Origin of the sequence: Acidocella sp., from assembly GCF_028687955.1 — a bacterium.
GTDB lineage: Bacteria > Pseudomonadota > Alphaproteobacteria > Acetobacterales > Acetobacteraceae > Acidocella.
This window is the reverse complement of the sequence record NZ_JAQTZC010000065.1, coordinates 1-13,676: the sequence shown is the minus strand read 5'-3', so window position 1 is coordinate 13,676 and position 13,676 is coordinate 1. Positions and strand designations below refer to the sequence as shown.

The window sequence follows — 13,676 nt, the reverse complement described above, 5'->3', positions numbered from 1 at the left end:
TATCATACGCTCATGCGCTTCAGCGGTGGTGAAACTCTCATCCATCAGCGCCACCGGCAGCCCGGTGGCGGTGCTCATCGCATGCGCCCAGTCGCGCGCCGCCTGCGCGCGCGGCCCCAGCTTCTGCTCACCATCCAGCGGCAGGCCGACGATCAACCCCCCCACCCCCTCGCGCGCCGCAATCGCCGCCACCTCCGCCGCGTTCTGCTTCAGCTTGGCGCGCTGCAGCGTGCCGTAAGGGCTGGCGATCCGCCGCCCTACATCCGAGAGCGCCACGCCGATGCGTGCCGCCCCGGGGTCCAGCCCCAGCAACCTTGCGCCGGGGGGGAGTTGAGTAAAAAATTCCGTGAGGTTGAAGAGCGCCATGCGCGCGGTTATGGTCCGGCCAGAGTTTAAACCCAAGGGAATATTGATGTCGCTCGATAGCGCAACGGTACGCCGGATTGCGAAACTGGCCAGAATCCGCGTCGATGACGCCGAAGTTGGCGTATTGCAGACCGAATTGAACGCGATTCTGGGCTATGTGGACCAGTTGAACGAAGTCAACGTCGAAGGCGTGGCCCCGCTTTCGGGCGGCGCGCAAATGGCCATGCGCCTGCGCGAGGACACCGTGACCGACGGCGAGCAAGCCGAAAACATCCTGGCCAATGCGCCCGACCGAGTCGGGCAGTTTTTCGCCGTACCGAAAGTTGTGGAATGAGCCTCCTGAACCTGACCATCGCCGGGACCGCGCAGGCGCTGGCCGCGAAAAAATTCTCCGCCGTGGAGCTGACCGCCGCGCATAACGCCGCCATCGCGGCGCTCAACCCGCGCCTGAACGCCTATATCACCACAACGCCAGAGCTTGCCCTGGCGCAGGCGCAAGCGGCTGATGCGCGCATTACCGCCGGCACCGCGGGCCCGCTCACCGGCATTCCGCTGGCGATCAAAGACCTGTTCTGCACGGCGGGCGTACGCACCACGGCGGCCAGCAAAATCCTGGAACCCTTCGTGCCGCCCTATGAGAGCACGGTAACGCGCCAGCTCCTGGAAGCCGGAACCATCTGCCTCGGCAAGGCGAATCTGGATGAATTCGCCATGGGCTCCTCCAACATCACCTCCGGCTACGGCCCGGTGGAAAACCCGTGGAAGCGCAACGGCTCGGATGCCAGGCTTGTCCCCGGCGGCTCTTCGGGCGGCTCGGCGGCGGCGGTTGCCGCGCGGCTCGCCCTGGGCGCCACCGGGACCGACACGGGCGGCTCCATCCGCCAGCCTGCCGCCTTCACCGGGCTGGCGGGCATCAAACCCACCTATGGCCGCTGCTCGCGCTACGGCATTGTCGCCTTCGCTTCCTCGCTTGACCAGGCGGGGCCGATGGCGCGCACCGTGGAGGACTGCGCCATTTTGCTCGGCGCCATGTCCGGGTTCGATCCGCATGATTCCACCAGCGCGGAGCGCGCGGTGCCGGATTTTGGCGCGGCACTCGGCCGGGGCGTGAAGGGCCTGCGCATCGGCATCCCCGCCGAATACCGCATGGACGGCATGAGCGGCGAGATTTCCGCGCTCTGGGAAAAAGGCGTTGCCTGGCTGCGCGAACAAGGCGCCGAAATCGTCGACATCTCCCTGCCCCACACCAAATACGGCCTCGCGGTGTATTACATCGTCGCCCCTGCGGAAGCCTCCTCCAACCTCGCGCGTTATGATGGCGTGCGCTTCGGCGCGCGAGTGGATGGCGAGGACCTGATCGACATGTACGAGCGCACCCGCGCCGCCGGTTTCGGCGCTGAGGTGAAGCGCCGCATCATGATCGGCACCTACGTACTGAGCCATGGCTATTACGATGCTTATTATCTGAAAGCGCAAAAAGTCCGTAACCTGATCCTGCGTGACTTCAACAACGCCTTTGAGAGGGTGGACGCCATCCTCACCCCCACCGCGCCCTCCGCCGCCTTCGGCCTGGGCGAGAAGATGGATGATCCGGTCACCATGTATCTCAACGACGTGTTCACCGTGCCCGCCTCGCTCGCCGGCGTTCCCGCCATGAGCATCCCGGCTGGCCTGAGCGCCGAGGGCCTGCCCCTGGGCCTACAGGTGATCGGCAAACATTTCGATGAAGAGACGGTTTTCGCGGTCTCGGCGGCGCTGGAGCGCGCGGCCGGATTCACCGCCATGCCAAGCGTGAGGGCAGAATAATGGCTTACAGCCTCGAAGGAAAAACCGGAACCTGGGAAGTCGTGTGCGGGCTGGAAATCCACGCGCAGGTCATCTCGGAATCAAAACTCTTCTCCGGCGCCTCCGCGACTTACGGCGGCGCGCCCAACGCGCATGTCAGCTTCGTGGATGCAGGCTTCCCCGGCATGCTGCCGGTCATCAACCGTGAATGCGTGGCCCAGGCGGTGCGCACTGGGCTCGGCCTGAAGGCGCGGATCAACCTCGTCTCGCGCTTTGACCGTAAAAACTATTTCTATGCCGATCTGCCCAACGGCTACCAGATCAGCCAGTTCGACCACCCGATCGTGGGCACCGGCGATGTCGAGATCGAGCTGCAGGACGGCACGATCAAGCATATCGGCATCACGCGGCTGCATCTGGAGCAGGATGCCGGTAAATCGATACACGACCAGCACGCCTCGAAATCGGTGATCGACCTCAACCGCGCCGGCGTGGCGTTGATGGAAATCGTCTCCGAGCCAGACATCCGCTCGCCCGAGGAGGCCGGCGCCTACCTGCGTAAAATCCGCCAGATATTGCGCTATCTCGGCACCTGCGACGGCAATATGGAAGAAGGCTCCATGCGCGCGGATGTGAATGTCTCCGTGCGCAAGGCGGGCGAGGACTTCCGCACCCGCTGCGAGATCAAGAACGTCAACTCCGTGCGCTTCGTGATGCACGCGGTGGAGGCCGAGGCCCTGCGCCAGATCGAGGTCTGGGAATCGGGGGGCGAAGTCCGCCAGGAAACCCGGCTCTACGACTCCGCACGCGGCGAGACGCGCTCCATGCGCTCCAAGGAAGACGCGCATGACTACCGCTACTTCCCTGAACCGGATCTGCTGCCCCTGGTGCTGGAGGAGGAATTCGTCGCCGGGCTGAAAGCAAAACTCCCTGAACTGCCCGACGAGAAACGCCGCCGCTTCTGCGATGAATACGCCATTCCCTTCTATGATGCCGGTGTGCTCGTCGCGGAACAGGCCACGGCGGATTTCTATGAGAGCGTCGCCAAGGGCCGCGACACCCGCCTCGCCGCCAACTGGATTTCCGGCGACTTCTTCGCCGCCATGAACCGCACCGGCCGCTCGATTGAAAACCCGCCGGTCTCCGGCGCGGCCCTGGGTGAGTTGCTAGACCTGATCTCGGATAAAACCATCAACGGGCGCATCGCCAAGGATGTGTTCGAGGAGATGGTGGAAACCGGCGCCATGCCAGGCGCCATCGTCGAGGCCAAGGGGCTTCGCCAGGTGACTGACACCAGCGCGATCGACGCGGCGGTGGCGCAGGTGCTGGCCGCGAACCCGGACAAGGTGGCGGAATATAAATCCGGCAAGGATAAATTATTCGGCTTCTTCGTCGGCCAGGTGATGAAGGCCATGCAGGGCAAGGGCAACCCGGCACTGGTCAACGAGGCGGTGAAGGCCCAGCTGGGCTGAGCCGCTGCCGCAGGTTGAAGTATTTCAACAGGTCAGTTAGGTACGCATCATCCGGGACGGGTGGCCGAGCGGTTTAAGGCAGCGGTCTTGAAAACCGCCGTGCGTGAAAGCGTACCGTGGGTTCGAATCCCACCCCGTCCGGATTTGAGTGCAGAATATCTGAGCGCAACGAATCAGATCGCAACGATCACGAAAATACCCGGTGGCAGCCTCACGTCTTGGAAGGCGCGCCGGTCTAAACCTTCGGCACCAACCCACTCGCCTCGGCAATCGCCCGGCTTTCGGCAATCGCCTTGCTCACCGCCAGGGCTGCTGCCAGCGCGCGGGTTCCAGCCTGTGCATCCACCACCACCGGCGCCCCGTCCAGCACCGAGGCAAAAAACGCCTCATGCTCGGCCAGCAGCGCGTCATGGTCCTGCCATCCCGCCTGCTCCACGCCGAACTCCTCGAACCCTGGCAGTTTCATCCCTATCGCGCGGCCCACCAAGGTGAGCTTGCGCGCCGCGAAATCCACCGTCAGATACCCGGTCTGCGAGAATATCCGCATCTTGCGCTCGGTCTTCAGCGAAATCCGGCTCGCGGTAATCGTCGCGACCGCGCCGTTCTCAAAGCGTATCCGCGCATTGGCGATATCGTCATGCTGGCTGGCCACGGGCGCGCCCACGGCGTCCACATGCGCCACTGGCGAATCGGTCAGTGCCAGAATCAAATCCAGGTCATGGATCATCAGGTCCAGAATCACCGAAACATCCGTCCCGCGCGGCTTGAAGGGCGCAATACGCACCGCCTCGATATACAACGGCTTGCCCATGCGCGCCGAGAGCGCCCCATGCGCCGCCGAGAACCTCTCCAGATGCCCCACCTGCAACACCAGCCCCGCCGCCCGCGCCAGCCCGGCCAGCTCGGCCGCCTGTTCCAGCGTCGCCGCAATCGGCTTCTCCACCAGCACATGCTTGCCGGCGCGTAAGGCTTTTGCTGCTAAGTCAAAGTGATACTCCGCCGGCGCCGCGATAATCACCGCCTGCGCCAGCGCCAAAATCTCCTCCACGTTCTTCACCGGGCAGCCCGCTTCCCAGGCCACGGTCTTCGCCCGCTCCGGGTCGGCATCCGCCAGTCCCACCAGTTTTGCCCGCTTCGCAACGGCCAGTTTCAACGCATGGTAGCGGCCAAAATGCCCCGCCCCGATCAGCCCAACATTCAAGCGTTCATTCATGGAAAACGTGGTATCGCCCGCCGGGGTTGCGCGCAACCGGGAGCAACGTCATACCGCCTGCGATAGAAGGATTTTCGGATCACAAATGCTGTATTTCACCCGCGCCAAAACTTATGGAATCCTGCTCCTATGCGTGCTCGGCGTCTTGCTGGGCCTGCCCAACACCGGCCCGCGCCCGGCGTTCCTTCCCGGCTTCATCCCCTGGCATCAGGTTCACCTGGGGCTGGACCTGCGCGGCGGCAGCTATCTGCTCCTGCAGATAGACTTCGCGGCGGTTGAAAAGCAGGACCTCAACAACCTGGTTGATCAAGTCCGCCAGACCATGCGCGCCGCCAACCTCGGCTACACCGGCCTGCACGCTGACATTCCAAATCACCAGGTCGTTCTGCACCTGCTCAACCCTTCCGATGCCCCGGCCGTCACCGCGGCGCTGCGCAAGCTGGTCAGCTACGCCCCCAACGCCAGCTCCCCCAACATCGCCATCGCCCAGGCGGCGGACGGCAGCATCGACATCTCCATCCCGCACCAGACCCTCATCGCGCGTGAATCCCAGGCGGTGGAGCAATCCATCACCATCATCCAGCGCCGGATTGATGGCTCAGGCGTGCTCAACCCCACCATCGCCCGCCAGGGTACGGACCAAATCGTCGTCCAGCTTCCCGGCATCTCCGACCCCACCCGCGTAAAAACTCTCATCGGCACCACCGCGCACATGACCTTCCAGATGGTCGACTCCAACGCGCAGCCCGGCCCCGTCGCGCCCCTGGGCGACACGCAGCTCCCCATGGCCGATAATCCGCAGCAAACCATGGACGTGTTCTCCAACGTCGCGGTTGACGGCGCCGATCTCGACAACGCCCAAGCCTCCACCGACCCGCAGAGCGGCCAATGGGTGGTCAACTTCTCGCTCAACTCCGTCGGCGCGCGTGAGTTCGCCGATGTCACCACCGCCAACGTCGGCAAGCTCTTCGCCATCATCCTCGATGGCAAGATCATCGAGGCGCCGGTCATCCGCGAACCCATCACCGGCGGCTCCGGCCAGATCTCGGGCAATTTCACCGCCCAGTCCGCGACCGATCTCGCCCTGCTGCTGCGCGCGGGCGCCCTGCCCGCCCCGCTCAACATCGTCGAGGAGCAAAGTGTCGGCCCCGAGCTGGGCGCTGACGCCATCCGCGCCGGCGCTCTCTCGCTCACCGCCGGCTTCGTCTTCGTGCTGGCCTTCATGGCCGTGTTCTATGGCCTGTTCGGCTGGTTCGCGAACGCGGCGCTGGTGATGAACCTCGTCATCATGCTGGCCATCCTCTCCTTCATGGGCGCCACGCTCACCCTGCCCGGCATGGCGGGCATTTTGCTCACACTCGGCATGGCGGTGGACGCCAACGTGCTCATCAACGAGCGCGTGCGCGAGGAAGTAAAAGCCGGGCGCAAACCCCTGGCCGCGCTTGAGGCAGGTTACAAACGCGCCTACGGCACCATCATTGACAGTAACGTGACCACCCTGCTCGCCCACGTTACCCTGTTCATTTTTGGCTCGCCCCCCGTGCGCGGCTTCGCCGTCACCATCTGCGTCGGCATCGTCACCACCATGTTCACCGCCACCGTGCTGGTGCGCCTCATCACCTCGCGCTGGTACATCTCGCGCCGTCCCGCCTCGCTGCCCGTCTGAGGAACCGCAAAATGCTTATGAAACCCATGCTCCGCTTCGTTCCTGACGGCACCACGATCCGCTTCATGAACGGCCGCTTCGCCGGCCTCATCGTCTCGGCCGTGCTCAGCACCGCCTCCGCCATCCTCTTCTTCTACCCCGGCCTTAACCTGGGGCTGGATTTCAAAGGCGGCGTGGTCCTCCAGGTGGAAACCCCGCAAGCCGCCAACTTCCCCGCCCTGCGCGCCGCCCTGGCCCATGCCGGGCTGGCTGACGCCTCGCTGCAAAGCTTCGGCGCGGGGGGCACCGGCGTGCTCATCAGCCTGGAGAGCAAGGCGAGCGCCGCCGCCACCCAAACCTCCATCACCGAGGCGCAAAGCGCCCTGGCCAGCGCCGCGCCGGGCGCCAAAATCCTCAGCACCCAGGCCATCGGCGCCTCCGTCTCCGACCAACTCTTCGCCCAGGGGCTGGAAGCGCTGGGTTTCAGCTTCGTGATGATCCTGGCCTACATCTGGTTCCGCTTCGAATGGCAATTCGCCGTCGGCGCGGTCACCACGCTGGTTCTCGACACCACAAAAACCATCGGCTTCATGGTCATCACCCGCATTCCGTTTGATCTGGTGACAATCGCCGCCATCCTCACCATCATCGGCTACTCCACGAATGACAAGGTGGTGGTCTACGACCGGGTGCGGGAAAACCTGCGCAAATATAAAACCATGCCGCTGCGCAACCTCATCGACCTGTCGATCAACGAGACCCTGAACCGTACCCTGGGCACCTCCGGCACCGTCTTCCTCGCGGCCCTGCCGCTAGCACTCTTCGGCGGCTCCGCGCTCTCCGGCTTCGCGTGGATCATGCTGTTCGGCATCGTGGTGGGCACCTCATCCTCCATCTTCATCGCCGCCCCCATTCTGCTCTTCCTCGGCGAACACCGCCTGCGCCGCAGCGGCAGCCTGCCCAAAGCCAAATAACCTTCGCCGCCAACCCCATGGTCATGCCCGCGAGAGCTATCATCTCCCCCAACCCTAAGTGGGCCACACCCACGTCCGTTTGAATTAACTCGCATTGTTTCGTTAACTTTGCTATAAAGTTAAAGTTGACTTTATTTTATTCATGGTGCGATTTTTTAGACGATGCATAACCTAGTATCCGACCAGGCTCTCATGGCCTCGATCCGCATCTTCTACCAGCCGATCGTCCGGCTTGCCGATCTGCGCCCGGCCTATGCCGAGGTCCTGGCCCGCACCACCGGCGCCGGTGGCACATTGGGCGGCGCCGCAACCGTGGTCGAGGCCATGACCGGCACCGAACGCTCCATGCACCTCACCGGCTGCATCATGCAGCGCGCGCTCGATGAATACACCGAACACGATTTCGCCGCGCAAAACCTCCACATCGCCATCAACCTGCCGCTGGACGCGATGCTCCACCCCGATCTGGCCCCTCGCATCGAGCTGATCCGCGCCAGCGCCGGCCTGCCCGCCGGCAACATCCATTTCGAGCTGACAGAACGCCACCCGGTCCACGACCTCAAAGCCGCCTGCGCCGTCATCACCACGCTGCGCGCCGCCGGCTACGGCCTGGCCCTGGACGACATCACCCCCAGCATGCCCTATCTTCCCGCCCTGCTGGACATGCCGATCCGCGCCGTCAAGATGGACCGCAGCGTCGTCATCAGCAACCTTCCCTCAGACCAGGAATTCATCCGCGCCATGGTGGCTCAAGCCACCGCCAACGGTCAGGACATCATCGCCGAAGGCATCGAAACCGTTGATCTGCTCGAAAGCCTGCGCGCCCGCGGCGTCACCCATGGCCAGGGCTACCTCTTTTCGCACCCGCTCCCCGCCGCCGGGTTGCGGCAATATCTCGCCGCCGCTACCTGGCAGCCAGCCTGACCCCCACCTGCCGCCCCGCGATCTTGCGCCGTATCGCCGCCAGCACCGGCCCGCCCAGGCACAAAGGCACGCACCCCTCCGCCTCGCGGCGCTGCTGCATCACCGCCGGCAGCGCCACCACGTCTTGCGCCGCATTATCAAAAATCCCGCGATGCCCGGTATCCAAATACGACTCAACCGGCGCGCCCTCGGCAAAAATCACATCATGGCGGGCCAGCTCCACATGATAATACGTCACCCGCTCAACCGCATGGTCCTGGCGAATGGTCGTCCAGTTCAACAGCTCCTTCGCCGGCACCAGCACGCCATCCAAAAACAACGCATGGTCTGGTGAGACCACCAGCCGCCGCCCCGGCACGCCCTCGCCCAGCGCTTCGGCCTCAATCACCACCGGACGCACGGCCTCTGGCCGCGTCTGCGCGCCAATCTCCACCTCCCGCCGGCCGATCCACACAATGGGCTGCTCCTCACCCGCATGGGTAATCACCACATCCCCCACGCCGAGCGCCTCCACCGCCACCTCCCCGCGCAAGGTCAAAATCCGTGTCCCGGCGGCAAAACAGGGGTTAATCGTTGCATTGGTGGCGAAAATCGCATCCACGAACGGCGTGTTGCTGTTCGGGTTCACCCGCGTGCCAAAGCCGATATCCAGCGTCGCATGGTCCGCCGTCGCCGCCGTGCCGAACAGCGCGCCCGCCACCTCGCCGATCACCAGCTTCTGCGCCGCATCCAGCGTGAACGGGTTGGTGAATGGCAAGCCGTCCACACTCCCGCCCGGCAGCACTATAATATGCCCGCCGCTCAGTGCCGCCTCGGTAATATCCCCAACCAGCGCATTGTAATCCGCATTCAGCGTGCCGCCCACGAACAACGAGCCAAACAAATCCGCCACCGCCTGAATGGTGATCTGGTCACCCGCAATGCCAAAGCTGCCTGGCTGAAAATTCAGAATCCCGCCGCCGATATTGGCGCCGTAACCGCTGATCGTCCCGGCCGTTACCTGCGTGGTGATGTTGAACGCGCTGCCCTGCGCGTTGTCCGTGAGGATCAGCACGCCCCCCACCGTTCCGCCATTATTCAGGAAATCGATGTTCGTGCCGTTGGTCAGCGGCGTGGTCAAGGTATAGGTGCCGCTCGAAGTGATGCTGACGTTCGTCATTCAATTTCCTGCCGTTACAGCGCAGTATCCGGGAATGCGTGACAACCTACAATAAAAAATGCGCGCCGTCGCGCCCTAAACTTACCCTAGATTGTATTCCGCCCGGTTAATCAAACAATAAACCCGCCGCCCAGCACCCGCGACCCGTCATAAAACACCGCCGCCTGCCCGGGCGCGGCCAGCGCCGGTTCATCTAGCCGCAGCATCGCCCCGCTCCCCTGCGGCACCACCCGCGCGGCATGCACCGAATCCCGCGCCCGCATCTTCACCCCGGCTGAAATTCCACCCTCGGGCGCGTCGATCAGCCAGTTCACATCGCGCAGCCGCACCTCAAGGCTCTCCACCCGGCGCGGCCCCACCACAATGCGCCGCGTCCCCGGCTCTATCTTCTTCACCACCATATGCGCCGCCGCGTTGCCCAGCCGCTTGGCCTGGCCCACGGTGTAACGCGCTATGCCCTGGTGCGTGCCCAGCACCACCCCATCCTCGCTCACAATTTCGCCCTCGCTCAGCGCATCCGGGCGAAATTTTTCCACAACCCCGGCATAGGAGCCGGTGGGCACAAAGCAGATATCCTGGCTGTCTGCCTTCTCGGCCACCCCCAGCCCCATCTCGGCGGCCACCGCGCGCACCTGCGCCTTGCTGGCATAATCGCCCAGCGGAAACCGGCAAAACTCCAATTGCGCGCGCGTGGTGGCGGCCAGAAACCAGCTCTGATCCCGGCTCTCATCCACCGCCTGGTGCATCTGCGCCCCGGCCGGGCCTTCAAGCCTGCGCACATAATGCCCGGTCGCCATTGCCTCGCCGCCCAGATCGCGCGCCATCTCCAGCAAATCGCCAAACTTCAGATGCTGGTTGCATGCAATGCACGGCACCGGCGTCTGCCCGCTGGCGTAGCTATCGGCAAACGCGGCCATCACGCTGTCACGGAACCGCGCCTGCGCATCCACCACATAATGCGCGATCCCCAGCGTATCGGCCACGCGCTTGGCGTCACGAATATCCTGCCCCGCACAGCACGCACCCTTGCGCCCCACCGCCGCCCCATGGTCATAGAGCTGCAACGTCACGCCGATCACCTCATGCCCGGCGCGCGCCATCAGCCCGGCCACCACCGAGCTGTCGACCCCGCCAGACATCGCGACCACAATTCTCATGCCCGTGCCTATCCCGCCGCGTTTCTGGTCGCCGAGGGCAGCTTCACCACCAGCCCGTCCAGCGCATCGGAGATCACAATCTGGCACCCCAGCCGCGACGTCTTCTCCAGCCCGAACGCCAGGTCCAGCATATCCTCCTCATCCTCGCTCGCCTTTTTAAGCTTCCCGGCCCAGGCCGGGTCCACGATCACATGGCAGGTCGAGCAGGCCAGCGATCCCTCGCACGCGCCCTCAATATCCACGCCATGCTTATGCGCCACTTCCAGCACGGAAAGCCCAACCGGCGCCTCAACCTCACGCGCAACCCCGTTGCGCTCGATAAACGTCATTTTCGGCATCGCAAAAACCCTCAGAAAATCCAGCGCCCTTCAAGCGCAACCGGCACGTCCATGCAAGGCGCGCTTAGCCATGGCCTCATATGCGCCGCAAAACCCCGGCACCACCTCCGGCGGCGCATTCCAAGGCAGCGAAACCCTGATCGCCTGCCCCGCCAGCGCCCCCGCGCCCATCGCCTGCAATACATGGCTTTGCGCCACCTTGCCCGATGAACAAGCGGACCCGGCGGAAACCGCGACCCCCGCCATATCCAGCGCGATCAACTGCGTCTGCGCCCGCACCCCCGGCAGCGCCAGGCAGGAGGTATTCACCAGCCGGTTCGCGCCCGCGCCCAGCGCCACCGCGCCAAGCCGCAGGCAAAACGCTTCAATTTCATCGCGATACCCGGCAATCCGCGCCGCCTCATACCCACCGCCCAGCGCCGCCGCCATGCCGGCGATGGCGGGCAGCGCCGGCGTCCCGCCGCGCCGGCCCAGCTCCTGCCCGCCGCCGCGCAAATCCGCCATAACCTCCCGCCCGGCACTCACCACCAGCGCCCCAGCCCCCATCGGCCCGCCGATTTTATGGCCGGAGACAGCAATGCTCGCCGCCCCCATGCCCAGCCAATCCTCCCGGCAACGCCCCGCCGCCTGCACCGCATCCACATGCAGCAGCGCCCCGTGCCGCGCGCAAAGAGCCGCCGCCGCCGCCATGTCATGGCGCACGCCGGTCTCATTATTCGCAGCCATCAAGCACACCAGCGCCCCCGGCTGCCCGGCCAGCAAGCCCTCCAGCGCGCGCATATCCACCGTGCCATCGGGCAAAACCGGTATCACCCCGCCCCCCGGCGCCGCCGCGCGCACGCAATCATGCTCCGTTGCGCCGTAAAACACCGCCCGGCCCGCCCCCAGCGCATGCACCGCCAGCGCATTCGCCTCGGTGGCGCCCGAGCAGAAAATCACATCCACCGGCTGCGCGCCAAAACACCGCGCCACCACCTCGCGCGCATCTTCCATCATCTTGCGCGCCGCCCGCCCCGCGCCATGCACCGAGGCCGGGTTGGCAAGCCCCATGGCCGCCACCGCCGCCGCCGCCGCTTCGGGCCGCAACGGCTCCGTCGCATTGGCATCCAGATACATCACCGGCTCAATTAATCCTGTCGCTCACCATGCCGGCGATACGGTGTTCCAGCTCCGTCAGCTCCCGGCGCAGCAGATCAACCTCATGCAGCAGCGGGTCCAGGCATGGATCACACGGCGTGCCATAAGCGTCGAAGCGCGGCTTGGTGCCCTCGCGGTCCACCGGCCGCGCCGGTATCCCCACCACGGTCGTGCCCACCGGCACCGGAGCCACCACCACCGCATTCGCGCCGATGCGCGCCCCCTCGCCGATCTCGATCGCCCCCAGAACCTTCGCCCCGGCACCGATGATCACGTTATTGCCCACCGTCGGATGCCGCTTGATATGCTCCGAGCTGGTCCCTCCCAGCGTCACCTGATGGTAGATATACACATCGTCACCCACCACCGCGGTCTCGCCGATCACCACGCCCATGCCGTGGTCGATGATGAATCTGCGGCCAAGCTGCGCGCCCGGATGGATCTCAATTCCGGTTAAAAACCGCCCGATATGCGAGATAAACCGCCCGGTGGTATAAAACCCATGCCGCCAGAAAAAACTCGAAATCCGGTGAATCCCGGTCGCGTGCAACCCAGGATAGCAAATCAAAACCTCGAGATTAGACCGCGCCGCCGGGTCACGCTCCCTGTAAGCCCGAACCGTCTCCGTTAAAAACATAAGGGCCATGCGAATTTCCGTGGATTATCTGACCATAAGCAGTCTATATTAGCAGACCTGAGGGGAAACCCAAACGGTAATCCGTCTGTCATGCCACCCAAAGCCTTGAGGAAGCACTTAGGTATCCGTGCCCCAGAGGTCAACAATCGGATGGTTGAAGGACGGTCAGCAGCCGGGAAATGCTCCCGGCTAACTTGTGCAGCTACACGGTAATTATGAAAGACGAGTTAGAGAATGCCTGAAGTGATGTTTGCCGGGCCGGAAGGCCGCCTGGAAGGACGTTACCACCATGCCAAGGAACGCGGTGCCCCGCTGGCGCTCGTCCTGCACCCGCACCCGCTGCATGGCGGCACCATGAACAATCGTATTACCTACTCCATGTATCAGGTGTTCCAGCGCCTCGGCTTCTCCGTGATGCGCTTCAACTTCCGCGGCGTCGGCCGCAGCCAAAGCAAGTTTGACGGCGGCATGGGTGAAATCAACGACGCCGCCGCCGCGCTGGACTGGATGCAGGCCCTCAACCCCGGCCATGGCGGCCTGTGGATATCCGGCTACTCCTTCGGCGCCTTCGTCAGCATGCAGCTGCTCATGCGCCGGCCGGAAGTCTCCGGCTGGGTTTCCGTCGCCCCGCCCGCCGCGCATTATGATTTCGGATTCCTCGCCCCCTGCCCGTGCAGCGGGCTGATGATCCACGGCGATTCCGACGAAATGGTACCTGAAATCTCAGTGCGCAAATTGGTTGACAAGCTCAACCTGCAAAAGGGCGTCGCCATTGACTACCGGGTGTTCGAAGGTGCCGACCATGTGTTCGCCAACCATGCGGACAAAATCGCCGAAGCCGTGGAAGGCTACGTCGCCCAGTCCCTAGC

14 protein-coding genes and 1 tRNA gene are annotated in these 13,676 nt (G+C 64.3%); 8 read left to right on the top strand and 7 right to left on the bottom strand.

Going from position 1 to position 13,676, the window contains the following annotated elements; genetic code table 11:
* The coding region (gene ruvX, locus PHE40_RS09020; RefSeq protein WP_299960979.1) for a Holliday junction resolvase RuvX at nt 1–366 on the bottom strand (366 nt) is incomplete at its 3' end.
* A gap of 46 nt (nt 367–412) precedes the next feature.
* On the opposite strand from ruvX, the gene gatC reads away from it, so the two are divergent.
* The 4 genes from gatC to PHE40_RS09000 all read left to right on the top strand — a co-directional run bounded on the left by gatC (nt 413) and on the right by PHE40_RS09000 (nt 3,764).
* Nucleotides 413–700, top strand: coding sequence for an Asp-tRNA(Asn)/Glu-tRNA(Gln) amidotransferase subunit GatC (gene gatC / locus PHE40_RS09015; protein ID WP_299960977.1), 288 nt, complete (start codon nt 413–415; stop codon nt 698–700).
* Entirely contained in the window at nt 697–2,172 is a 1,476-nt protein-coding gene (gene gatA, locus PHE40_RS09010) for an Asp-tRNA(Asn)/Glu-tRNA(Gln) amidotransferase subunit GatA (RefSeq protein ID WP_299960975.1), read from the top strand. The genes gatC and gatA overlap by 4 nt, the downstream gene beginning before the upstream one ends.
* Nucleotides 2,172–3,623: an Asp-tRNA(Asn)/Glu-tRNA(Gln) amidotransferase subunit GatB gene (gatB, locus tag PHE40_RS09005; protein WP_299960973.1), complete on the top strand. Its 1,452-nt coding sequence runs from the start codon at nt 2,172–2,174 to the stop codon at nt 3,621–3,623. The genes gatA and gatB overlap by 1 nt, the downstream gene beginning before the upstream one ends.
* A gap of 54 nt (nt 3,624–3,677) precedes the next feature.
* Nucleotides 3,678–3,764, top strand: a tRNA-Ser gene (locus tag PHE40_RS09000).
* 94 nt (nt 3,765–3,858) lie between these two features.
* On the opposite strand, the gene PHE40_RS08995 is transcribed toward PHE40_RS09000, so the two are convergent.
* A complete protein-coding gene (locus PHE40_RS08995) occupies nt 3,859–4,836 on the bottom strand; it encodes a Gfo/Idh/MocA family protein (RefSeq protein WP_299960971.1) in 978 nt (325 codons plus the stop codon).
* A gap of 85 nt (nt 4,837–4,921) precedes the next feature.
* Here PHE40_RS08995 and secD point away from each other — a divergent pair, with 85 nt between their 5' ends.
* From secD to PHE40_RS08980, 3 genes are all read left to right on the top strand, one after another.
* Entirely contained in the window at nt 4,922–6,502 is a 1,581-nt protein-coding gene (gene secD, locus PHE40_RS08990) for a protein translocase subunit SecD (protein WP_299960984.1), read from the top strand.
* Nucleotides 6,503–6,513: 11 nt separating this feature from the next.
* The gene (gene secF, locus PHE40_RS08985; RefSeq protein ID WP_299960969.1) at nt 6,514–7,455 is read left to right on the top strand and encodes a protein translocase subunit SecF; all 942 of its coding nucleotides are present in this window, start codon (nt 6,514–6,516) and stop codon (nt 7,453–7,455) included.
* A 162-nt stretch (nt 7,456–7,617) separates the two neighbouring features.
* Nucleotides 7,618–8,379 (top strand): EAL domain-containing protein, encoded by a 762-nt coding sequence (locus PHE40_RS08980; RefSeq protein WP_299960967.1) that lies wholly within the window; start codon nt 7,618–7,620, stop codon nt 8,377–8,379.
* Here the strand turns inward: PHE40_RS08980 and PHE40_RS08975 are convergent.
* From PHE40_RS08975 to cysE, 5 genes are all read right to left on the bottom strand, one after another.
* Nucleotides 8,360–9,538: a Hint domain-containing protein gene (locus tag PHE40_RS08975; RefSeq protein ID WP_299960965.1), complete on the bottom strand. Its 1,179-nt coding sequence runs from the start codon at nt 9,536–9,538 to the stop codon at nt 8,360–8,362. The two genes, PHE40_RS08980 and PHE40_RS08975, sit on opposite strands and share 20 nt — an antisense overlap.
* Nucleotides 9,539–9,648: 110 nt before the next feature.
* A complete protein-coding gene (mnmA, locus tag PHE40_RS08970; protein ID WP_299960963.1) occupies nt 9,649–10,695 on the bottom strand; it encodes a tRNA 2-thiouridine(34) synthase MnmA in 1,047 nt (348 codons plus the stop codon).
* 8 nt (nt 10,696–10,703) lie between these two features.
* Complete coding sequence (locus PHE40_RS08965; RefSeq protein WP_299960961.1) at nt 10,704–11,033, bottom strand: ferredoxin family 2Fe-2S iron-sulfur cluster binding protein; 330 nt, start codon at nt 11,031–11,033, stop codon at nt 10,704–10,706.
* 30 nt (nt 11,034–11,063) lie between these two features.
* Nucleotides 11,064–12,149, bottom strand: a complete 1,086-nt coding sequence (locus tag PHE40_RS08960) for a cysteine desulfurase family protein (RefSeq protein ID WP_299960982.1) — start codon at nt 12,147–12,149, stop codon at nt 11,064–11,066.
* 7 nt (nt 12,150–12,156) lie between these two features.
* Nucleotides 12,157–12,816, bottom strand: a complete 660-nt coding sequence (cysE, locus tag PHE40_RS08955) for a serine O-acetyltransferase (RefSeq protein WP_299960959.1) — start codon at nt 12,814–12,816, stop codon at nt 12,157–12,159.
* 225 nt (nt 12,817–13,041) lie between these two features.
* Between cysE and PHE40_RS08950 the strand changes: the two genes are divergently transcribed.
* On the top strand, nt 13,042–13,676 hold a 635-nt coding region (locus PHE40_RS08950; RefSeq protein WP_299960957.1), incomplete at its 3' end, for an alpha/beta hydrolase.